This window comes from Halovivax cerinus, assembly GCF_024498195.1.
In the GTDB taxonomy this organism is placed as follows: Archaea; Halobacteriota; Halobacteria; order Halobacteriales; family Natrialbaceae; genus Halovivax; species Halovivax cerinus.
Genome location: NZ_CP101824.1, coordinates 2820290 through 2840345 on the forward strand (window position 1 = coordinate 2820290; position 20056 = coordinate 2840345).

The window sequence follows — 20056 nt, forward strand, 5'->3', positions numbered from 1 at the left end:
TCGCCCGCACCGCCGACGCACTGGCTCGGTCGTCGTCGCGCTCCCGTTCTCGAGGGGGCGACTCGATGGTCGACGCCGAACGACGCGCGATACCCATGACACAGGCATACCCGCACCCCACGATCGAACTGACCGAACAGAACGACCTGACCGACAGCGAACGATACCGGCTGCTCTCGTCGGAGCGTCGGCGCCGCGTTCTGGCAATTCTCGCGAATCAAACCGGTCCGATCTCGTGTGACGAACTCGCCGGGATGCTCGTCGCCGAGGTGCGCGGGAGCGACGCGAGCGAGGACGTCCGTCGTGACGTCGCCATCTCGCTTCACCACTCGGATCTGCCGATGCTCGACGACCTCGGAGTCGCCACGTACGATCCCACGGCGAACGTCGTCGTCCGCGATGGACGCTGACCGTCCATCGACGGGTCGAACTGTCCCGGTGAGCACCGCCCGGCAGTAGCCGGCGCCATCGCGCGTTTTGCCGCCGGTGAGTACCCTGCACATCGAACCACTGTCCAGGCTATCGGAGCCAGTCGATCGAATCGAGTTCTCCTGCCGTGTTCGAACCGAACAGCCGGTCGTCTCCCGAACGACGTGGGCTCGGATGTGTCGACCAGCGGAGTCGGCACTCGATCGAATCGAGTACTCGCAATTCATTCGGAGGTGGGAACGGCCGTTACCCGGTCTTGTAGACGCCCCTGGCGTCGGCAACGTGCGCATCGTCGTCGGCCGCGTAGACATCGACGTCGACGACGCCCACGTCGCCGCCCTGACGGACGACGTCGGCTTCCGCGTAGAGGTCACCTGTCCCTGCGCTCAGGTAGTCGATTCGCATGTCGATCGTCGGCACCGGCTGGTCGACGAGCGAGACGAGTGCCGCGCCGCCGACGGTGTCGGCGAGCGTGAACGTGACCCCGCCGTGGGCCATGAGTCGATCCTCGTTCCAGGAGAGATCGTCGGTCATCTCCAGGTGCCCTTCGGCGTGACCGTCGGCACACTCGGTGACTTCGATCCCGAGTAACGATGCGAAGGGCATTCCCTCGAAGAACGCTTGCGGATCCATACTCGGATGGTATCGAACGGGGACACTAAAACCGGTCCGATCCGTCCGCGCGACGCGATCGGTACCGTCTCGGTGATTGAGTCGCCCGTATCGGCGAGCCTCGTGGAGACACTGTCGTCTCCGGGTCCACAACTCGGAGAGCGACGACCAACCTCGTCGGTCAGCGCGCCTCGGCCGGATCCTCGTCGCGGGTGATGAACTCCAGGTGCTCTGCGGACTCGATCGTCTCCTGTAACTCCCGGTTCTGTACGGATTTTTCCGCCACCGGAGGGACGTACAGCGTCTGTATGGGGTTGATCTCGTCGGCCATGGATTCGAACGCCTGGAGCTCGAACCGCAACAGCTTCGAGTCGGTGATCGGGTACGTGGCAGTCTGGACGATCGTTACCTCGTGATCGGGCGGATAGAACCGCTCCAAGTACTCTCGAAGCCGCGTGAATCGGGCCGGTTCGTTTCCGGTGCGCTCAGAGTACTGAACGGCCTCGACCGAGCCGACTTGCCAGATCATCGCCGGGACGTTCGAGTTGAGCTCGAATTCACGGAGCAGGAGGTCGGTCGCCTCGAACATCTGGATTCCGTTTCGAGACGGATCCAGCCCGAGATCGCAGTAGAGGCAGTCCATCGAGGAGATACCCGGTTGCACTTCGACTCTCAGCCCGGCTTCAGTGGCTCGCTCGGTCACCCACTGACTCGGCGTGACGAAGACGAGCGGGTGTCCGTACAGGGCGAACGCGACCGGCCCATCGATCTCTCCGGCACGGTCGATCACCCGCTGTGCCATCCGCTCGTAGGTCTCGATGCGATGCTCTCCCTCCGTGTACTCCTCGGTGAGGTCGACGAGTTCGTCCACCCGGTCGCCGACGTACCGTTCGAGCATCTCGGTGTGGTAGTCGACCGTGAACAACACCTGCGACTTGTCGATAGCCGCCTCGGCCTCGTTCGTCAGTTGCCTGATCGCGACCATCCCCAGTCCGATGACGTAGATGTCGACCGGATCGTCGCTCACCGCTCTCGCCGCTGATTGGGTAGTTGGCGTCACGTCAGCACATACCATTTCCAGACCTTATTACTTTCGTCTGTAATCAGTACTGTGACACCGCGTCTCGTAGTGAGGGAACGTGTACCGTCGAATCACGGCCGTCCTCCGCCGACGGTTCGAGGGACCGACGGCCGAGAACGAACGCGGTCGGTGCCGCAGAAGGGTACGCGTTCGACCCTGGCGAGGTTAGCGAATCCGAACGATGATCGTCACTGAGACGTCGGCTCGGTTGACGTCACCCTCGTCGCCTGCGACGGTCTTCACGGTGAGGTCGTCGCCGCTCGTAAGCGCCTCTGTTTCCTCCGCTGTGAGGTCGTACCCCTCGAGTGCAGCCTCGGGGTCGGTCTGGAACGCGTTCAAATACGATTCGTCGGTCAACGTTTGGTAGACGGCGTCTTGGGCCGTGGCAGTCGCGGACATTGCAACAGCGATTTCCATAAACGATCACTTATAGATTTCGTCAGTGGACAAGCATTCGACGGACTCGATACGGTCTCGGCGCACGGGCAATCCCGATATCCACGACCGGACGAACCGTCCTCCGTGGTCGAAAACCGGACCGCATCGAGACGGCCGCTACCTGAACCAAGGTGAGAGTTCCGCCCTGGTGGGCGAGCCTGACTCCGATATTCTACGATACAGCCCACTCTACGCTTACTCGAACTTCTCGAACGGCTGCTCGCACGCGGTACAGAAGTGCATCGAGCGACAGAGCGACGGCCCTTTCGGGTGCTCGCGCTCGGTCTCCGTCGAACCGCAGTAGGGGCACTCGGCGCCCGACTCGTCCCCGCTCGTCGTCACACTCGGATCGAATCGTCTCATAGGATTATCGGTGGTGTCAGATGCTCAGCCCGAACTCCCGAAGATCCGCCTTGCCGGCCTCGGTGACGAGTCCGACCGACCATTCGGGGCTCCAGACGAGGTTGATGTCGACGTCGTCGACGCCGTCGACGGCTGCGACTGCCTCGCGAACGTCGGTCTGGAGCATATCGCGGGCCGGACAGCCGCTGTACGTCAGGGTCATGTCGACGCGCGCGAGCCCGTCGTCGACGCCGACGTCGTAGATGAGACCCAGATCGACGATGCTGACGGGCATCTCCGGGTCTTCGACCGCGTAGAGGGCGTCCCAGACTTCCGCCTCGGTCCCCGTGGCGCCCGCGCCGGTCGCGGGCAGGTCGTCGACGACCGGCCCCTCGCGGTACTCGGTGTACGCACAGGGTGTGGCGTCGGTCTCTGGTTGTGTTTCGGATGGCATCGTGTGGATAGGTGTGGTGATCAGCTCGCGTGTGTCTGTTTCGTCTCGCGTGTGTCTGTTCGCGTGGGCCCAGGTCACTCGGGCCGGTCCATGATCAGCGTCGCCTCGTCACGGCCGAGTTCGCGATACGTGTGCGTGAAGTCGTCGTAGAGTGCGTCCCAGTCGTCGGTGTGACGTCCGTTTCGACCGCACGCGGCTGGGACGAGCTCGTCCGTGATGTCGCCGTCGGCCGGCACTGGCGTTCGCAGGCCGTACGATTCGAGCGTCGGGACGACGCGATCGAGCCAGCGCTCCCCGAGCGTGGCGAGCGTCTCGGTCCGGTAGCCCTCCTCGACGATCGTTTCTTCGACGGTCGCGGCGTCGGGGAGCGCGTCTCCGTCGGTGTAGGGTTCGGCTCCCGAGCCGTCCGCGCTGACCGTCTCGGCTCCGAACGGGACGGGCTCGGCCGGGACGAAGATGGCCAGCGCGTGCGGGAAGAGTCGGTCGACGGCGTCCTGGAGGTGGTCGGAGCCGTCGTCCCCATCGGCCAGCCGTTCGAGCCAGTTCTCGGCGTGCTCGACGTGGTAGTCCTCCTCGCGCTGGATCTTGCCTACGCGGTCCGCGATAGCCGGATAGGCCGACTCCGCGAGGGCCTCGAGGCGGAGCTCCTCGGCCACGTCGAACAGGTACGAGCGAACGATCGCGTCGGCCCACTCCCCCTCCGGGAACGGGAGTTCCGCCAGCGTCGCGTGCCGAAAGGTCTCGGGGGCGCGTTCCCAGAGGAGGTCGGTCTCGTCGTAGCCCAGTTCCTCTAGCAGATCGTACCAGAGGCGGGCGTGTCCCAGTTCGTCCTGGGCGATGTTCGCGAGTGCGAGGTCGGATTCGAGCGTCGGGGCGTGGACCTGCCACTCTACGTATCGTTCGGCGAGGACGAACTCGTCGTCGGCGAGTGCGCGCAGTTCGGTTTCGAGTGCGAGACGCTGGTCCGGCGTGAGTTCGATCTCGGTGGCTGCCATCAGTCGTCACCTCGCTGTCGGTCGGCTTCGGCCTGCTCCTGTTCTTCCTGGGAGGCGATGACCTCCTTGGCGTGTTCCGTACTGGAGGTGTAGGCCATCGCCCAGCGGTAAGACTTGTCGGTCGTGCCGCCGAAGGCGACCTCCTCGGCGTCGACCTCGCCGACCTCGTCCTGCGGGACGACCCAGAGACTCTCGGTCGGCTTGCGACGCCCGTGCTGGATGACCGCGAACTGCTTGGCCATCTCGCGGTCGGGCGCGTGAACGTTGCCGCAGTGGGTGTGGTAGTCGCCGGGCTTCTCCTGGCGGAAGACTTCCCAGATCATGGTCAGTCGGCCGCCGGGGCAGCCTGGCTCCCGGGCAGGTTTGCGTCGCCCTCGATCGTGTCTCGGACCCAGTCGACGGCCTCCTGGGCGGCCTTGCGCGAGTCGATCTGGCCCTTGCCGGGCTCGAACTCGTTCTTCGAGACGGTGAAGAACTCGTCCCAGTCCAGATCGTCCTCCTCGACGTCGTACTTGCCGTCGCCGAGTTCGCGAATCCGCGGGTACTCCGGGATCTCCAGGCCGTAGGACTTCGCTTTCGGGACGTAGGCGTCGAGGAAGGCGTTGCGAAGCTCGTCGTTGGTCTTCTGCTTCAAGCCGACTTCCGCGGAGAAGTCGTGGTGGGTGGACTTGTCGTCGGTCGGGCCGAAGAACTGGATGATGCGTGGCCACCACTCGTCGAAGGCGTCCTGCAGCATCTGCTGTTCCTTCCGTGAGCCGGTGGCCATCCGGGCCATGATATCTTCACCGTGTTTGACGTGAAAGCCCTCCTCGAAGCACACCTTGTCCATCGCGTGTGCGTACGGTTCCCAGCTCGAGGACTTGAGCGTCGCCTGCCGGCGCATGGCCGCCCCGTCGACGAAGAAGGCGATCATCGGCACCTCCGCCCACGACTCCATCGGGTAGTGGAAACAGTTGAGGAACTTGCCCTCACCGTTCTCGAGTTCGTCTAACATCTCCTCGCGTGTCTTGATACCGAGCGACTCCGCAGCCCGGTAGAGCAACTGGCCGTGGCCGATCTCGTCCTGGACCTTCGCGGAGAAGGCCAGTTTGCGATCGATCGACGGTGCCTGGCGGATGAACGGCTTCTCCAGGTACGCCCCCATGATCTCGCTGTTGGCGTGGAACTGGATCATCCGCGTCGCCGCCTTCCGGTACTCCTCGGGCATGTCGTCGGCGGGCGAGAACGCCCGCGGCGCCGCCCGCTCTTTGACGGTTTCGACGTCCATTGCTAGGTGTGGATACCGGTGCCACCCTGTAAGTGATTACCCCGTTCATACACGGGTTTTAAATACCGAGTGAACGGCGGTCGCGTTAGACGTCAGCAACGTCACCCCATCGACGTTCGATCGTTTCATCGTCGGCGTTCGAATCTCCCGACGTCAGCGTTCGACCACCAAACCGAACGCGTCGACCACTGTGTCCCGTTCCGCGATCGGTGGCCGACGCTCCTCGATCGACCCGTCAGGGGACGACGTCGAAGGCGTACAGTGCCAGCGCGACGCTTCCGGCGACGATTCCGATCGAGAGAGCGTACCCCGGCGCGGTCGACGCGACGAGGAGGCCGCGGGATCCGGCCGCGAGAAAGACTAGCGAGAGCACGAGGAGCCAGACGGTACCGACGGCGTCAAGCACCCCCGCGGTCGTCGCTCGTCTGACCGCATCGATGGACGGATTCGTGTCACCGTCCGTTCCGTCGCCAGACGCCGATTCATCCATACATGCCAGTGAGTTCTGACAGATAATAAATCGTCGGACCCGTCGGAGCGACGCGTTCGTTCGACGAACCTCACTGCTAGTCGCCGGGCGCGCCGTCCAGGTGGTCGAGCAAGCGGTCGTGGAGCAGGCCGTTCGACCCCAGGAGGGGTGCCCGGCCGTCGCGTTCTACCGCGAAGGGATACTCGCTGCCGTCCGCGTCGGTGATAGTCGCACCCGCTTCGTGGGCGATGACGATGCCCGCGGCGACGTCCCAGGGGTAGGTGTCGTACTCCCAGATGGCGTCTGCGCTCCCGCTCGCCAAGTAACACAGGTGCAACGCGGCGCAGCCGAGGCGACGGACGCCGCGGGCTTCCTGGTAGAACCGCGTCAGGAACGACCCGTCGGGGTCGTAGCCCGACAGGAGCATACTCTCGTCGAGTTTGGACCGGTCGGTCGTTCCAAGCGGCGTGCCGTCAGCGTAGGCGCCTTCGCCCGCGATGGCGCTGAACGTCTCGTCCGTTTCGGGCACGTGGACGACGCCGAGGACGGGTTCCTCGTCGGACACGAGGGCGATCGAGACGGCGTAGTTCGGGTTGCCGTGAGCGAAGTTACCCGTCCCGTCGAACGGGTCGACGACCCAGGTGTAGCTCGGTTCGCTCGGCGTCGCGTCATCAGGTACCGGCGCTTCGGTACCCTTCAGTCGGCGCTCCGTGTCTGGCGTTGCCCCGTCGGGGACGTTCGCGTCGCCGGCGGGTCGAACAGCGGCCCATTCGTCCGCTCCGGAACCCCCGCGACTCTCCTCGGAGACGATGGCGTGGTCGGGGAACTCGTTGGCGATGACGGTCGAGATGATCCGGTTGGCCTGGTGGTCGGCCTCGGTGACGATGTCGGACTTGTCGGATTTGTACGTGATGTCTTCGACACGGCCGTGCAGTTCACGGAGCGGTTCGGCGGCGCTGTGTGCGGCCTCGATCGCGATGCGGCGCGCTCGCTCTAGGATGGACTCCGGGCGTGTCTCGCCGAGGCGGCTGAACCCAGCTGGGGGATCGGCCTCCGGTTCGCGGATCGACCAGCCGAGTTTCTTCGTGATCGCCGTGAAGAAGCCGTAGCCGTACGAGGTTCGGACGATGTGTGCGCGCGTCTCGGCGCCCGTAATCAGGACGTCGTCGGTCGGTTCGAGGACCGTGTGTTCGCGACCGCCGTCGACGGTGAGGCTGGTCTCGCCGGCCGGCTGGACGTGAATCTCGGCCGTCGGGGCACAGACGATCGGTCGGACACCGAGTGCGTGGGTCTGGAGCGGAATCAGTTGCAACGCGTAGTTGTTCGCCGGATAGTGAAGCGGCCCGTTAGCCGAGAGCGAGACGCCGGTCGAACCCGTTGGCGTCGACACCGCCAGTCCCGTCCCCTCGAATTCGCCGACGTACTCGTCGTCGACCGCGACGTCGAGTGTGGTGACTTTCCGTCCGATCGGACTCTCGGGCGGGACGTGCTCTAGCATCACGTCGTTGATCCCGGTGGTGTCGATTCCCGGCGCCTCGATGGCGAGCTGCTGGCGGCTGTCGACCCGGGATCGTCCCTGGATCGCCTCGTCGAGCGCGGCCTCCATGTCGTCGGGGTCGACCCTGGCGAGAAACGAGAGCGTCCCCAGGTCGATCCCGAGCATCGGTACGTTCCGCGGGGCGAACGTCTTGATACCCTCCAGGAAGGTGCCGTCGCCGCCGAGCGTGACTCCGAGGGTGGCGCGATTCTCGTCGTAGACGGCCGCGATGTCGTCACCCACGTCGACCGTCGAGAGGCCGATTCCGCGATCGGTACACCACGTCTCCAGCCGCCCGAGCGCGCCCCCCGCGTCGGGGCTGACGATCGCGATCACCTCGTCCGTCGTCGCCAGCCGTCGTCCCTGCATCGTGCGAGGTGTCGGGCGTGACGGGTAAATTACTGTCGCACGGTCGCTCACCGGGACCTGACTGCCGACGTCGATCCGACTGCCGACGTCGATTCGACTCGAGACCGTCGATTACTACAGTGTCTCTCTACGGGCGATGGTCGCCGGGTTGGGGCCGATCAGCTATCGGTGCGACGGTCGATTTGGTCTCGGAACGAAGATGGGGTCGGTTTCGCCACGGTGCTCTCACGTTTCGGTATACAGATGTACCAGCCCGGTCGAGTTCGTTCCGTGACCGACCCTCGGCCATTTATCGACGGACGCGACGGTGAACTGGACGTCGATCGAATACTCGTCGAGACGATCCCGATCGCGAAACTGATGGGTTCGTTCCTCCTCGTCGGACTCGTCTTCTTCGCTCTGGCGACCCTCACCACGTCCCTGGGACTGTTCGAGTTCCTCCTCGTCGTCGCGGGGCGGTTCGTTCTCGTCCTCGGCGGGTTCGTCGTCCTCCTGTACGTCATCGTGCGGGGGAGCCAACTCGCAGACGAGATCGCGGACCACGAGTCGCAGGAGACCGGGAATTGATCGAACCAATCGGTGAGTGTGCGTGTCGGACGGTGGGTGGCGTGTCCTATCAGGCCGCGCTGGAGTCGATGCCGTCGATCTTGACGAAGCCGTAGTCACAGTCGGGGCAGTGCCACTTGACCTTCTCGCCCAAGTGGACAAGCGTGCTCGCGGCGCGGTAGAAGACCTTCTCGTCGCCACAGTCGGGACACTCGTGTTCGAGTTCGAGGCTCATGCGAGACGTTCGTTTCCGTATCAAATTGAGTGTACTGGTTTCTCCGGCAGGTCGGAACCTAGACGACCCGTCGGGACGTTCGGATGTATATGAGCACAACCGTCGACGAACTGCGAAACGAGATCCGTCTGGCCGTCGGGAGACACGATCGGATCGAATCGACGGCCTTCACCAAGGAGGCCCTCGCTGCGATCTGTGAGGCCGTCGACTACCGACTCGAGAGTGACGGCCGCCCCGCCACGTCGGAGATGCGCGCCGGAATCTTGTGGACGCTCGACGAACTGGATACCGACGATCCTGCTGAGGCCGACCGTCCGCTCCGCAAGACCGAACTCGAAGCGATCCTCGCGGCGCTTACCTGAGGTGTCTCGCACCGCTTCCGGCTCGGACGGCGATCTGGCTGTGTCGACGGCGGTCGGGGCGTCGGTTAGTCGCACCGACGGCGAACGAGACTCCGTATCGGAGCGGGGCTGCCCACGACTGGAGGTCATCGAGGAGTGGTTCTTGGACGGACGTACGGGGGTTTCGCTCGGTCCCGGCCAGGTGGGTTCGGTGACCCGGACTTAATAGCGGGCGCGGCCATGGCTCGGGTATGCCCATCTACACCGGTCGCGGCGACGAGGGGAAGACGGATCTACGGGACATGTCCCGCGTCTCCAAGGCGAGTGAACGGATCGAAGCCTACGGCACCGTCGACGAACTGAACGCCCTGCTGGGGACGATTCGCCCGACCGGTCAGGACGATATCGACGACAAACTCGCCACCGTGCAGAATCACTTACACGTCGTCCAGGCGGACTTCGCGAATCCGGACCCCGACGAGGAGGATCCGCAGGTCGAAGAAGAACACGTCGAACTGATCGAGACGTGGATCGACGAGTACGACGAGGAACTCGAACCGCTGACGTCGTTCATCCTCCCGACCGGAAGCGACAGCGGCGCCGCGTTACACCACGCCCGAGCCGTCAGCCGCCGCGCGGAGCGGCGCGCCGTTGCACTCTGGACCGAAGACGAATCGGTCAACGCAGCCGCCGTCCAGTACCTGAACCGACTCTCGGACGGCCTGTTCACCCTCGCGCGTGTCGTGAACCACCGCGACGGGGAAATCGAGGACGCGCCCGAGTACTGACTCCACCCTGGAATCTAACGACACGTATAAGGGCCGGCGTTCGGTACACTCAGGTACCGGGTTGGTGATCTAGTCCGGTTATGATACCTCCTTCACACGGAGGAAGTCGGCAGTTCGAATCTGCCCCAACCCACTTCTCCGACGCACCAACGAGGAACGGAGTGACGAGTCTGTGTCGGAGAAGTGATTGACTACGATTCGAACCTTGGATGTCGCAGCGCCGAACGAAGTGAGGCGACCGTCTTCGTCCGGTTTAACTCCGCCCAACCCATTACTGTCTGAGAGTCGATGATCGAGTCGCCCCGCCGAAGGTCTCGATATCGGGTTCTACACAGTCGTCGTACTGTTGCTCAATCGTGCGCAATGACGGATACGGCTCACCGACACCCGTGGTATTTACTGCGTCGTTGACGCATCGGTACTACCGTCCCGCTGGCCGGCGTATCGCCTTCAGCTCTTCACACTGACCGCGGTTTAGCGAGAATATGTACCACTTCAACGTACACGTTTATCCGTTCTCATTCGAGACAAGTGATTATGTCAAAACGGATTCGTCGTCGGAGACTGATCCAATTGGGTTCTGTCGGTATAGCTGGACTGGCTGGCTGTTCCGAAAGGAATGGGGAAGGAGATACGTCACTATCAGATACACCTATGGACGGGGATCGGTCCGAACACGACACACCCGATACTCACTCTGAAGGTGACGAGCAGCGTTCTGTTGATATTCTGGAACACGATGGGCTGGTCGGCGCTCAGTATTATGCCTGGTACAGGGGAGAGGACGGCTTCGCTGCCCAAGGGTTCGGAGGGACGCATTCCGACGGATGGCTTTCGCAGACGCCTGGTGAGCCAGCGTTGGGCGCATACGATTCACAGGACCCTGATGTAATCGACCAACATATGCGCTGGAGTCTCGAACACGGGATTAACTGGTGGATCATTACAGTCGGTGGTCGAAACACAGCAACGTACGAGGCGATCACCGAAGGGATTCTCGAAGCAGATCTGGCGGAGCACATGTCTTTTACGATGTTGACCGGTTTCGTTCCCTCCCAGCAGAATGAGAGATCGAAATACGATGTCGGCGATCCGGATATCCGGACGAGTCTGCGTACTTTTATGAGCCACTGGAAGGACGATTTTGCAACTGACCCCAATTATCTCCACTTCGATGGGAGACCCACACTCTACTTTTGGGATTCCGAGGCCTACGTAGGTGATGTTTCGGGCGTCTTCGAGGAGGTATTTGACGAGGTAGGGGTTGACCCCTACGTCATCGGTGGGCCGAAATATTACGCACAACCCGCGGCAATGGATACTAAACACGAACTGTACGATGCGATTCTCGACTATCATGGAATCTACCCAGATCGAGAATACATGGAGAATTATCGAGAGTATATCATTGACCGACACCGTCGATGGCGTGTCGCAGCGGACCATTTCGATGTCGAGTTTATACCCTCTGTGACACCTGGATACAACACGTCGGCACGAACAACCGAGATAGGTGGCGGTCACTTTTCTACCTTCCTCGATCGTGATCCGGACGCGTTTAGAAAAGAGTGTAAGACACTCAATGGATTTGGGACGCGGAATGCAGTCGTCGTTACCTCGTTCAACGAGTGGCCCGAACATTCTGTTATCGAACCGAGTGTTACAGAGGGGAACACGTTTCTCCAGATCGTCGGTGAAGAACTCACGACCCAGGGCGACGTCCCATCGGGAGTAACCGACTATACAACGATAACTATAACGTTTGACAAAACAGTGATGCCGAATTCGCAGGACAGCCGCGAATTGGCCTTTTTGTGTAGGAATATAGAGCTGAGTGCCGATGACGGAACCGTTGATTTGAACGTTGGATCCAGTACTGAGTCCTACATCGCTCTCTCGGGTGTCTATAGTAACGAATCAGATTCGGTTTCGACGTATCGATGGCTGGGAGGTACCACTGCAAAAACGGAACTTCTAGTTCCCGCCTCAGGAGTGACCACGCTCGGACTCACGGGTCGCGCTATCCAGGACACTATTCAGGCGACTGTCGACGTCGATGGGAACACTCTCGGTTCGGTACCTCTCGGGGCGAGTGACCAAACATATACGATTCCATAGTATTTGGGTGGTATAGGGCCGGGATAGCTATCGAGGATATCGAACCAGTCTGGGTCTGTCACTCTTGCGTCCGTCGCCTGGGTCCACTGCATTCTTCCGATGGGTGCGCTCTATCTCCCCGGGTGACCGTCATACTGGCACTCAATAGCAGCAGGCGACGGATGTGTCTGGGCTGATGGCTGATCGCGAGCGACACCGTCAGCAACGCGTGCCGAGATCGACGTCCGGTGACTGTCGATAGCGAAAGACGACATCAGCACGCGACGCTGGCATTTCAGCGCCACGAACCCAGGTGTGTCCGCGCAGGCGCCGTTCAGAGTAGCGGTAAGAGGACCGAGCCCGTGGCGGATTCGGTGTCCGTGTCGAAAACTACCCACCCTACCGGCTCTAGGGTCTACGTTCAGTCAGCTCTGTGGAGTGAGGAATCCCACCGCGCGAGCGGCTGCGCCGCAATATCCATCTGCATTTGCGTGAGTTGTCGCAGGGAGATGCGGTTCGTATCCTTGAGAACTTCGGTGTTCAACGTGTTGGATCGATTAGTCACAACCTGGCTCAGACGGGCGATTTACACCTTACCAGCGACAACTCGTCGGATCTCGTCGCACACGATGGGAGACCGACACTGGAATCGCACCGCTGTCGAACGTATCTTTCCGGAGATCAAACATTGGACATCCACGTTCGGATATAGGTTCGGAACTGCCGACCCAGAAACTGCCGAGACACGTCTCTTGAGTCGGCGTTCTACGAGAATAGCGGTACCTGACCGATGCCGTTGATTTCGCCCCAACCCACTTCTCCGACGCACCAACGAGGAACGGAGTGACTAGTCTGCGTCGGGCTAGAGATATTTCCAGCGGAGCGACCGGAGTTTGTACCCCAGTGACCCCGCCTGATAGCCGTTCCAGCCGCTGATTCCGCCGAGCAGCGTCGCGGCGTCGTACCCCTCCTCGTCCAGGACCGTCGTCGCCCGCTTGGCCACCATTCCTAGCTTACAGACGACGACCACGTCCCGATCCCGGGGGATCTCGTCGAGTCGGTCGCGCAACGGCGACTCGTTTCCAGACTGGAGGTCGGAGTAGACGGGGACGTTCTGACTGTTCTCGATCGCCGTCTTCTGGAAGTCCGGTCTCGGACGGATGTCGAGGACGAACGGCGGGGCCCCAGAATCCAACCGCTCGTCGAGTTCTGCGGGACGGATCCGTGTCATGGTAACACTATTGCATTGTGTGCCCAAAACCGTGATGGTTCGTCTTCGCCAGTCCATCGGAACGTGGTGTGCGACGGCCCGATGACTCCCGTCTGCTCGCCGGTATCTCCGTGATCTGATCGGTGACGTTCCGTAGGATCGCTGGGTTCGGTGTGAGCCACCGACCCTCGAATATCTCGGCCGTGTAACCCTGGACGAACAGGTCGTCGTCCGTGGCGAACGGCAACCGTTCGAGTGCTCTTGCCGGTCGCTGTCATGGAGCGTTTTCTGCGCCGATGAACTCGGCGTCCACCCACTCCGAGTGTTCCGGTTCTAGTCCGAACTATCATCAGGAGCCTGCCGGTCGTGGGTGACCGTCGTGCGTTCGGCTTCGAACGGCCGGGCGTCGGCCAGGTCGAACAGGTGGGCGACGTCCTCGCGACCGTACTCGTCGAGTATCTCTCGGAGGGCCCTGCAGGTGAGCGTGTCCGTCGCACCGACGGCGGCCAGGTCAAGATAGCGTTCGCCCAGGACGGGTACGTCCCGATTAGTGAGGGTAGCCACCCCGTGGATGGCCGTCGGCCGATCGGCGTCGAGGTCGACGCCGTGGTCGAACGACGCCCAGTCGGTCCCCTCGATCTCGATACCGATCTCCTCGCACGCGTCTTCGAGCGTCGTGTACTCGCCGAAGGCGTCCCAGACCTCCGGCTGGAGATCGACGTGGGTGAGGCTGGTGTCGAAGAGTCGATCGAACCGGTCGGCTGTCGAGCCGTAATCGTCTGTCGGACCGGCGTCGCCGGCCGGGTACGAGCCATCGGGTCGGTCGGAGTCGCCTGTCAGGTCGTCGTCCGCTTCGATAGCGGCGTTGACGCGCCCGCGGAGGTGCGGCAGGTCGAACCCGTCGCCACCGTAGGTCAGACAGAGAACGGGCCCATTGCCGCGTTCGACCCGACTCTCGATCCAGTCGCAGGTTCGTTCGACGAGGGAGAGTTCGGACGACGGATCGGTCCCGTCGCGAAACAGTACCGTCACCTCCCGTTCTCCGTCTGGCACCTCGTACGCGAGGCAGACGGCGAGCAACTCGAAGTACGACGAGTCCTCGAAATCGGGCGGTCGCTCGTAGGGATCGAGCGTCGGACTTACGGTCTCGATGTCGAGGGCGAACCGGCCGGTCATACGGAGTGTTCGCTCGCGCGGACGGTATGAACGTACCGGTGGACGCGTCTGCGTAGCGTGCGGGTCACTGGCCGCTCACGCCGTCGGAGTCGACGCCCGAGACCGTCAGGGCCAATTGGGGTCGACGCCGGTGAGCGCCGCGCAGGTGTTCCAGAGGGCGAGCCGCCGGTCCGAATCGTGGACGCGCGGGTCCGAATCCGTCGGCTCTATGCCGTCGAAGTAGGTCCCGGACGCGTCGACCATGTCGTCGACGAGGTGGACGATGGGATCAGCGCCATCCGCGACGCTGGTACCCACGAACGGGAGCAGGTCCGTGAGCGTGATGACCGCCCGGATCGGGAGGGCGACGTCCCGGTAGAGATCGCTTCCAGGGACGAAGCCCGGGTGGAACGCGTTGACGGCCACGTCGGCGACGCGGTCTGCGAGTTCGACCGCGAAGCAGAGGTTCGCGAGTTTCGACCTGGCGTACGCGTCGAACGCCTCGTAGTCGTCGGTACAGGCGAGTCGTGAGACGTCGAGCGCGGGATCGGGCCCGGTAGCCCCGGGTCCGTCGGGTGACCGGTCCGCGGATCGCGAGTCGGTAGACGACGCGGTCGCGATCGGCAACCCGCCTCGGGTGTGTATGGCGGAGGAGGTGACGACGATCCGGCCGTCCGGCGCGGCCCTGACGAGGTCAATCAGGTCGTGTGCGAGGAGGTACGGGGCGAGCTGGTTGACGGCGAAGGTCAGCTCCACCCCGTCCCAGCCTTCGGCGCACTCGGATCGACTGAGAGCGGCGTTGAGGACGAGCGCGTCGAGCGTCTCGGTATGGTCGCGGACCGCGTCGGCCAGCGCGGTGACGCCGTCCGGGTCTGCGAAATCGGCGCGGACGAACGTAGCCTGGTTTCCGGCGTTCCGGACGTCGTCGACGAGTGCGTCGCCGCGCTCGCGGTTGCGCCCGTGGACGACGACGTCCCAGCCGCGATCGGCGAGGCGTCTCGCAGCATTGGCGCCGATACCGGTCGTCGCACCCGTGATCAGGACCGTCGGCGCGTCCCGGTCGGGCGTGTCGTCCGTCACACCAGGTGTGGCGTCGGTCATACAGGGTGTGTCGGTCAGCCGATCGGAAAGCTGTTCCGCGGAGCACGGCCGACAGCACGTTCGAACTCGACTCACCGTGGCCACGTCGGCCCCAGTCGAGCCGGGCGGCCCTGAACTGTGTGCAGTCGCACAGCCCCGTTACCGGATTGACCGGCGGTTTCAATCCACCGTGTAGCGCCGGTAGCGTCGGATCGCGTACCGGTACGAGCCGTAGGAGATCCCTGCCGTGAGCAGGAGGTACACACTGAGGCCTGCGGCGACGAGGACCGTCGCGGTCAGGTGTCCGGTGACCGCGAACCACGTGACGAACAGTGCGATCATGGTTCCGGATCCGACGACGAACGAGTACGTCATCATCACGAGCGTCGACGGGACGACCGTCTCACTCCCCCAGAACTGCCGCTCTTCGTAGATGGGGTACGCGGCCCCGATCCCGAGCGCGAACTGGCCCGCGGCGAGGCAGGTCCCGATTCCGACGGCCGCGAAGGCGAGCCCGTCCAGGGGGTCCGTCCCGATGGCAACCGTCGCGAGCGGAACCAGTACCGCCACCGGAGCGCCCATCGCCAGGCCCGCGAGCAGACGGCCCCGGACGAACGTTCGTGGATCCGTCCCGGAAAGCACCAGCAGGGGCACCTGCGGTCGATCGTCGCCGAGCGGATTCAACCCGAAGGCCGCACCGGCGACGTACGTCCCGAAACCGACGCCGGTCCCGGCGAGGAGCACCCCGAGCCGTTCACCGGAGGTCCCGACGACGGTCGGCGCGAGCGGTGCGGCGACGAACAGGATCATGACGAGGTGGCTGAGATCCTGTGGATGGCGGACGGCGCGGACGAGCTGGCCCCACGCGATTCGCCCCGATTTCGTCCACGCGAACGGCCGCGGCGGGCGAAAGCCGCCGGATACCGTCTTCGTCTGTCGCGTCCCACCCTCGCGCGTCCCGTCACTGAACCAGAGCCCGGCCGCCAGTCGCGTCGCGACGGCGAGGCCGACTGGTGTGAGCGCGAGCAGGGCGAACAGGACGCCGACGGCACCGATCGACATCGGTCGTGCGAGCGGCGTTCCGACGAACGCGAGGGCGAGGTAGTCGGCGAGCGGCGCGAGTGCCAGGGTCGAGGCGATCGATCGCACCTGTGCGCCGCCGTCGACGAGGTATCGAGCGAGGAACTGCGAGCCCACGACGAGGCCGACCACCGCGAGGAGCCACCCGACGTGCAGGATGCGGCGTGCGCGCGGGACCCGTCGCAACGCGCGCAGGATCGCTATACCGACGGCGTATCCCCAGACCGCCGTCACGCAGACGAGTGGGACCATGACCAGGCCGCCCGTCACGACCAGCCACGGCGCACCGAGTCCGAGCGCGAACGCCGCGACGACCGCGATCGCGGGAAGCCCGAACCACGTCGCCAGTCGTGCGATCTCCGCGGTGATGAGCCCGATCACGATCGCTCGCGGGTGTACCGTCAGCAGGACGAGGTCCGCAGCGTCGATGGAGCCGATGCGTTCGACCGTCCGGAGGGTCGCGAGCAGCACCAGCCCGATCGGGATCGCGGTCGCGGCGGGCCCGAAGAACGGGTTCTCGACGACGGCGGACGCGGTCCGGCCGAAGACGAAGCCTGCCGGGATCGAGAAGAGCAGGACCCAGCTAAAACACAGCGCGACGACCACGAGGCCGAGGATCCGCCGGGCGTCCCCGACGTATCGCCGAACGCTGCGGACGTACTCGGCGCGTCCGATGCGGAGCCCGGCACGGAGGTGTCGCCGTGCGCTCATTCTCCACCGGGGATCGCCTGCGGTTCGCGCTCACTCGTGACGGCGAGGAAGGCGTCTTCGAGGGAACTGCTGTCGCCCGTTTCCGCGCGAGCGGTCACTTCGGCTGGCGTCCCCTCGGCGACCAATCGCCCGTCGAACAGGACGCCGACCGCGTCCGCGACTGCTTCGACGACCGGGAGGATGTGCGTCGAGAGGAAGACGGTCGTCCCCGCGTCGGCGAGGTCGACGATGGATTCCCGGATGCGCCGTGCGGCGCGTGGATCGAGCCCGGCCGTCGGTTCGTCAAGGAAGAGGACGTCGGGATCGTGCAAGACGCTCTGGATGAACGCGGTCTTCTGTCGCATCCCCTTCGAGTAGGCGTCGATGCGCTTGTCGGCGTCCGCCGTCAGGTCGAACCGATCGAGGTGCTCGTCGATGCGCTCGGCCGCCGTCTCCGTCGGCACGTCGCGGAGGTCGGCGACGTACTCCAGTTGCTCGCGGGCGCTGAACTCCTCGTACAGCGGTGGCGTCTCCGGCAGGTAGCCCACGAGCGACGCCATCGCCCGCCGGTCGGAAACGGGCGTCCCGCAGACGCGAGCCCCACCGCCCGACGGCTGGGCGAGTCCGGTCAGCAGCCGCATCGTGGTCGTCTTCCCCGCGCCGTTCGGCCCGAGAAAGCCGTACACCGTCCCCGACGGGATCGAGAGCGAGATGCCGTCGAGCGCGACCTCCGAACCGTAGCGCTTGCGGAGGTCTCTCGTTTCGATAGCGGGGTTCGCTGCGTCTTCGACGGGCATGAACTAATCGAACTTTCTAGGGACCCTACATACCAGTTTCGGACGTGAGGCCGGATCGATTCGGTCGTGGTGTCGGGTTTCGTCGGTCGACACGCCCTACCGGTCTCAGTCGCCCGCAGTCACGATTTTGGGATGCAGATAACGCAGGGGGACGCCACCGAATCCGATTCCAGAGACGGAGACGTTGGTATCGTACACTACTCGGATCGAGCCCATTCGATCGCCTCGTCCACGTCGGCTTCGGTCACGCCCTCGTCTTCGAATCGTCGTCGCACCGCCTGCGTTCGGGAGATACATTCCGCGACTGAACTCGCATCGTCTTCGTCTGTTGCTCTGCGGCCGGCGAGGGTAGCCAGCGCGTCGGCCTGCGTTGCCCCGTCAGCCGAATCGCCGGTTTCGGTGTCCGTCGCGGTGAACCGGCCAGCCTGGTCCTTCGAAACCCGGACCGTCGTCACGGCACTCATCGTACGGAGCCGATAGGTGACCGATCGGCTAAACTGATCCCCCTCGGCCGGCGGATAGATACTGCGTTTGCGGTCAGGACGCCGTCCAGGGGCGAACGTCGCCGGGGCCGTCCGCGACCTGGGTTCCCACGTTCTCGACGGTGACGCCGCCGTAGGTGACGGTGCTCCCCGGCCCGGAGAAGATGCCGACGTCGCAATCCGCGGCCGTGGCGGCGGTCAGGGTCGCGTCGACGTTCTCCCGGAAGCGGACGGCCTGATCGTCGGCGCCGCTGGCGGTGATCGACGTCATCGTGAGGGCGTCCGTATCGTCGACGATGATCGAATTCTGGAACGGGCCCTCGACCCGGAGGTTCGTGATCGTGGCGCCGTCGAAGCCGGCGACGTAGAGACCCGAACCGCCCGCGACGTCCTTCGCGTCGGTCCTGATGGTGACGGCGTCGATGGCGAGCCCGCGCCGGCCGTCTTCGACGTGGCCGAGCGTGATCCCGCGGGCGTTGTCGATACAGGAGACGTTCGCGATGCGCAGGTCGGAGATGGGTTCGTCGGGGTCGGCGCGGATGGCGGTGTACTCGCAACCGGAGACGGACCCGTCCGAGATGGCGATGGACTCGAAGGGACCTCGATGGAGGTGGACGCCGTGGTCGGGCTCGTTGGCCGCGTCGATCTCGAAGTATCGCAGGCGACACCGCGTCGTCGGCGTATCGTTGTCGGCGACGAGGCTCGTCGCCTCGCCGTCCAGCACGCCGTTCCACGCGGTGCCCTCGGGCTGGGTGTCGAACTGGACGGGCGCGTCGGAGTCGCTCTCGCCGCCGCGGGTGGCCCGGAAGCCGTCGATGGTGACGCCGGTCGAGGAGACCACGTCGACGTGGTGGTGATAGATCCGGTCGCCGTGGACGTTCTCGAGACGGACGCCGTCGGCGTGGGCCGGAACGATCCCGTTCGATCGCGGTGAGTCGAGCCGCACGTTCGCGACGCGCCAGTTCGACGCCCCGCCGTAGCCCGGCTCGTCGTAGCCTCGATTCGAGAGGAGCGCGTTGCCCACCTCGTCGTCCGTTCGGGGACCTTCGAAGACGGTGGCCCGACCTGCGCCCACGATCGCCGTATCGTCGCCGATCAACGGTGTCCGCTCGAACAGGTACCGACCCGGTGGGAAGCGGACGACCCCGCCGCCCACTTCGGCGACCCGGGCGAGCAAGTCGTGGACGTCCTGGCCCACTTCGGTCTCACCGTCGCCCTCGATGCCGAAGGCGGCGACGTTCCACGCTGTTCGCCCGTCGTCCTCGGTGATGTCGTCGATGGATCGGACGTCTGTGGACTCGTCGGCGAACGGGTTCAGTGAGGAACAGCCGGCGAGGAGGGTGGTGCCGGAGGCCGCGGCCGCGAGGAGGGCTCGGCGGTGGGACGAGGGGGGCATATAGGTGGATTCGGGTGGTTGAATAAGAAGTTCCTGAAAGCAGAACGGTTTGTGAACTAGGCAATTTACATGACGGGATGCTACCTGAATTGCGGAAGAAACCCTATTGAGTCATGAGTCTTTACTTGAGCACCTTGATTCTCATAGAGAAGTGAACCACATCATC

The 20056-nt window shown here is 64.0% G+C and carries 23 protein-coding genes and 1 tRNA gene; 6 read left to right on the forward strand and 18 right to left on the reverse strand.

Annotated elements, in window-relative coordinates; genetic code table 11:
- Positions 1-95: 95 nt before the first annotated feature.
- Positions 96-410 (forward strand): DUF7344 domain-containing protein, encoded by a 315-nt coding sequence (locus tag NO366_RS13330; RefSeq protein ID WP_256531283.1) that lies wholly within the window; start codon positions 96-98, stop codon positions 408-410.
- Between the two features lie 265 nt (positions 411-675).
- Here NO366_RS13330 and NO366_RS13335 read toward each other — a convergent pair whose 3' ends face one another.
- The 10 genes from NO366_RS13335 to NO366_RS13380 all read right to left on the reverse strand — a co-directional run bounded on the left by NO366_RS13335 (position 676) and on the right by NO366_RS13380 (position 7993).
- Positions 676-1062, reverse strand: coding sequence for a PaaI family thioesterase (locus tag NO366_RS13335; RefSeq protein WP_256531284.1), 387 nt, complete (start codon positions 1060-1062; stop codon positions 676-678).
- A gap of 160 nt (positions 1063-1222) precedes the next feature.
- Positions 1223-2101, reverse strand: a complete 879-nt coding sequence (locus NO366_RS13340; RefSeq protein ID WP_256531285.1) for an SAM-dependent methyltransferase — start codon at positions 2099-2101, stop codon at positions 1223-1225.
- Between the two features lie 186 nt (positions 2102-2287).
- Positions 2288-2521, reverse strand: a complete 234-nt coding sequence (locus NO366_RS13345) for an Os1348 family NHLP clan protein (protein WP_256531286.1) — start codon at positions 2519-2521, stop codon at positions 2288-2290.
- Positions 2522-2755: 234 nt separating this feature from the next.
- The gene (gene paaE / locus NO366_RS13350; protein ID WP_305880592.1) at positions 2756-2923 is read right to left on the reverse strand and encodes a 1,2-phenylacetyl-CoA epoxidase subunit PaaE; all 168 of its coding nucleotides are present in this window, start codon (positions 2921-2923) and stop codon (positions 2756-2758) included.
- 16 nt (positions 2924-2939) lie between these two features.
- On the reverse strand, positions 2940-3356 hold the full coding sequence (gene paaD / locus NO366_RS13355; RefSeq protein ID WP_256531287.1) for a 1,2-phenylacetyl-CoA epoxidase subunit PaaD: 417 nt from the start codon (positions 3354-3356) through the stop codon (positions 2940-2942).
- A 74-nt stretch (positions 3357-3430) separates the two neighbouring features.
- A complete protein-coding gene (gene paaC / locus NO366_RS13360) occupies positions 3431-4351 on the reverse strand; it encodes a 1,2-phenylacetyl-CoA epoxidase subunit PaaC (RefSeq protein WP_256531288.1) in 921 nt (306 codons plus the stop codon).
- The gene (paaB, locus tag NO366_RS13365) at positions 4351-4674 is read right to left on the reverse strand and encodes a 1,2-phenylacetyl-CoA epoxidase subunit PaaB (protein WP_256531289.1); all 324 of its coding nucleotides are present in this window, start codon (positions 4672-4674) and stop codon (positions 4351-4353) included. Before paaB ends, paaC begins: the two co-directional genes overlap by 1 nt.
- A gap of 2 nt (positions 4675-4676) precedes the next feature.
- Positions 4677-5618, reverse strand: coding sequence for a 1,2-phenylacetyl-CoA epoxidase subunit PaaA (paaA, locus tag NO366_RS13370; protein ID WP_256531290.1), 942 nt, complete (start codon positions 5616-5618; stop codon positions 4677-4679).
- 235 nt (positions 5619-5853) lie between these two features.
- Positions 5854-6108 carry a hypothetical protein gene (locus tag NO366_RS13375; RefSeq protein WP_256531291.1) on the reverse strand — a complete coding sequence of 85 codons (255 nt, stop codon included), beginning with the start codon at positions 6106-6108 and terminating at the stop codon, positions 5854-5856.
- Positions 6109-6184: 76 nt separating this feature from the next.
- Positions 6185-7993 (reverse strand): NAD(+)/NADH kinase, encoded by a 1809-nt coding sequence (locus NO366_RS13380; RefSeq protein ID WP_256531292.1) that lies wholly within the window; start codon positions 7991-7993, stop codon positions 6185-6187.
- Positions 7994-8263: 270 nt separating this feature from the next.
- Between NO366_RS13380 and NO366_RS13385 the strand changes: the two genes are divergently transcribed.
- Positions 8264-8560 (forward strand): hypothetical protein, encoded by a 297-nt coding sequence (locus NO366_RS13385; RefSeq protein ID WP_256531293.1) that lies wholly within the window; start codon positions 8264-8266, stop codon positions 8558-8560.
- A 49-nt stretch (positions 8561-8609) separates the two neighbouring features.
- Here the strand turns inward: NO366_RS13385 and NO366_RS13390 are convergent, their stop codons facing one another.
- Positions 8610-8774, reverse strand: coding sequence for a DUF7838 family putative zinc beta-ribbon protein (locus NO366_RS13390; RefSeq protein ID WP_256531294.1), 165 nt, complete (start codon positions 8772-8774; stop codon positions 8610-8612).
- An 89-nt stretch (positions 8775-8863) separates the two neighbouring features.
- Here NO366_RS13390 and NO366_RS13395 point away from each other — a divergent pair, with 89 nt between their 5' ends.
- The 4 genes from NO366_RS13395 to NO366_RS13410 all read left to right on the forward strand — a co-directional run bounded on the left by NO366_RS13395 (position 8864) and on the right by NO366_RS13410 (position 12021).
- Complete coding sequence (locus NO366_RS13395; protein ID WP_256531295.1) at positions 8864-9136, forward strand: hypothetical protein; 273 nt, start codon at positions 8864-8866, stop codon at positions 9134-9136.
- 230 nt (positions 9137-9366) lie between these two features.
- The gene (locus NO366_RS13400; RefSeq protein ID WP_256531296.1) at positions 9367-9903 is read left to right on the forward strand and encodes a cob(I)yrinic acid a,c-diamide adenosyltransferase; all 537 of its coding nucleotides are present in this window, start codon (positions 9367-9369) and stop codon (positions 9901-9903) included.
- A 58-nt stretch (positions 9904-9961) separates the two neighbouring features.
- Positions 9962-10036, forward strand: a tRNA-Val gene (locus NO366_RS13405).
- Between the two features lie 521 nt (positions 10037-10557).
- A complete protein-coding gene (locus NO366_RS13410) occupies positions 10558-12021 on the forward strand; it encodes a glycoside hydrolase family 99-like domain-containing protein (protein WP_256531297.1) in 1464 nt (487 codons plus the stop codon).
- 841 nt (positions 12022-12862) lie between these two features.
- Here NO366_RS13410 and NO366_RS13415 read toward each other — a convergent pair.
- The 7 genes from NO366_RS13415 to NO366_RS13445 form a co-directional block, all read right to left on the reverse strand.
- Positions 12863-13231 carry a rhodanese-like domain-containing protein gene (locus NO366_RS13415; protein ID WP_256531298.1) on the reverse strand — a complete coding sequence of 123 codons (369 nt, stop codon included), beginning with the start codon at positions 13229-13231 and terminating at the stop codon, positions 12863-12865.
- A 312-nt stretch (positions 13232-13543) separates the two neighbouring features.
- On the reverse strand, positions 13544-14386 hold the full coding sequence (locus NO366_RS13420) for a hypothetical protein (protein WP_256531299.1): 843 nt from the start codon (positions 14384-14386) through the stop codon (positions 13544-13546).
- Positions 14387-14491: 105 nt separating this feature from the next.
- Positions 14492-15466, reverse strand: a complete 975-nt coding sequence (locus tag NO366_RS13425) for an SDR family NAD(P)-dependent oxidoreductase (protein WP_256531300.1) — start codon at positions 15464-15466, stop codon at positions 14492-14494.
- Between the two features lie 159 nt (positions 15467-15625).
- Positions 15626-17236 (reverse strand): hypothetical protein, encoded by a 1611-nt coding sequence (locus tag NO366_RS13430; RefSeq protein WP_256531301.1) that lies wholly within the window; start codon positions 17234-17236, stop codon positions 15626-15628.
- Entirely contained in the window at positions 17233-18012 is a 780-nt protein-coding gene (locus NO366_RS13435) for an ABC transporter ATP-binding protein (RefSeq protein ID WP_256531302.1), read from the reverse strand. The genes NO366_RS13430 and NO366_RS13435 overlap by 4 nt, the downstream gene beginning before the upstream one ends.
- 197 nt (positions 18013-18209) lie before the next feature.
- Positions 18210-18476: a hypothetical protein gene (locus NO366_RS13440; protein WP_256531303.1), complete on the reverse strand. Its 267-nt coding sequence runs from the start codon at positions 18474-18476 to the stop codon at positions 18210-18212.
- Positions 18477-18549: 73 nt separating this feature from the next.
- A complete protein-coding gene (locus NO366_RS13445) occupies positions 18550-19890 on the reverse strand; it encodes a glycoside hydrolase family 55 protein (protein WP_256531304.1) in 1341 nt (446 codons plus the stop codon).
- Positions 19891-20056: the final 166 nt, after the last annotated feature.

Excerpts from the sequence above, each read along its gene's own strand:
- NO366_RS13335 (WP_256531284.1), bottom strand. The coding sequence starts at position 1,062 with ATGGATCCGCAAGCGTTCTTCGAGGGAATGCCCTTCGCATCGTTACTC.
- NO366_RS13380 (WP_256531292.1), bottom strand. The coding sequence starts at position 7,993 with ATGCAGGGACGACGGCTGGCGACGACGGACGAGGTGATCGCGATCGTC.
- NO366_RS13395 (WP_256531295.1), top strand. The coding sequence starts at position 8,864 with ATGAGCACAACCGTCGACGAACTGCGAAACGAGATCCGTCTGGCCGTC.
- paaC (WP_256531288.1), bottom strand. The coding sequence starts at position 4,351 with ATGGCAGCCACCGAGATCGAACTCACGCCGGACCAGCGTCTCGCACTC.
- paaB (WP_256531289.1), bottom strand. The coding sequence starts at position 4,674 with ATGATCTGGGAAGTCTTCCGCCAGGAGAAGCCCGGCGACTACCACACC.
- NO366_RS13410 (WP_256531297.1), top strand. The coding sequence starts at position 10,558 with ATGGACGGGGATCGGTCCGAACACGACACACCCGATACTCACTCTGAA.
- NO366_RS13400 (WP_256531296.1), top strand. The coding sequence starts at position 9,367 with ATGCCCATCTACACCGGTCGCGGCGACGAGGGGAAGACGGATCTACGG.
- NO366_RS13425 (WP_256531300.1), bottom strand. The coding sequence starts at position 15,466 with ATGACCGACGCCACACCTGGTGTGACGGACGACACGCCCGACCGGGAC.
- NO366_RS13390 (WP_256531294.1), bottom strand. The coding sequence starts at position 8,774 with ATGAGCCTCGAACTCGAACACGAGTGTCCCGACTGTGGCGACGAGAAG.
- paaE (WP_305880592.1), bottom strand. The coding sequence starts at position 2,923 with ATGAGACGATTCGATCCGAGTGTGACGACGAGCGGGGACGAGTCGGGC.
- NO366_RS13345 (WP_256531286.1), bottom strand. The coding sequence starts at position 2,521 with ATGTCCGCGACTGCCACGGCCCAAGACGCCGTCTACCAAACGTTGACC.
- NO366_RS13415 (WP_256531298.1), bottom strand. The coding sequence starts at position 13,231 with ATGACACGGATCCGTCCCGCAGAACTCGACGAGCGGTTGGATTCTGGG.
- NO366_RS13445 (WP_256531304.1), bottom strand. The coding sequence starts at position 19,890 with ATGCCCCCCTCGTCCCACCGCCGAGCCCTCCTCGCGGCCGCGGCCTCC.
- NO366_RS13420 (WP_256531299.1), bottom strand. The coding sequence starts at position 14,386 with ATGACCGGCCGGTTCGCCCTCGACATCGAGACCGTAAGTCCGACGCTC.
- NO366_RS13435 (WP_256531302.1), bottom strand. The coding sequence starts at position 18,012 with ATGCCCGTCGAAGACGCAGCGAACCCCGCTATCGAAACGAGAGACCTC.
- NO366_RS13330 (WP_256531283.1), top strand. The coding sequence starts at position 96 with ATGACACAGGCATACCCGCACCCCACGATCGAACTGACCGAACAGAAC.
- paaD (WP_256531287.1), bottom strand. The coding sequence starts at position 3,356 with ATGCCATCCGAAACACAACCAGAGACCGACGCCACACCCTGTGCGTAC.
- paaA (WP_256531290.1), bottom strand. The coding sequence starts at position 5,618 with ATGGACGTCGAAACCGTCAAAGAGCGGGCGGCGCCGCGGGCGTTCTCG.
- NO366_RS13430 (WP_256531301.1), bottom strand. The coding sequence starts at position 17,236 with ATGAGCGCACGGCGACACCTCCGTGCCGGGCTCCGCATCGGACGCGCC.
- NO366_RS13375 (WP_256531291.1), bottom strand. The coding sequence starts at position 6,108 with ATGGATGAATCGGCGTCTGGCGACGGAACGGACGGTGACACGAATCCG.
- NO366_RS13440 (WP_256531303.1), bottom strand. The coding sequence starts at position 18,476 with ATGAGTGCCGTGACGACGGTCCGGGTTTCGAAGGACCAGGCTGGCCGG.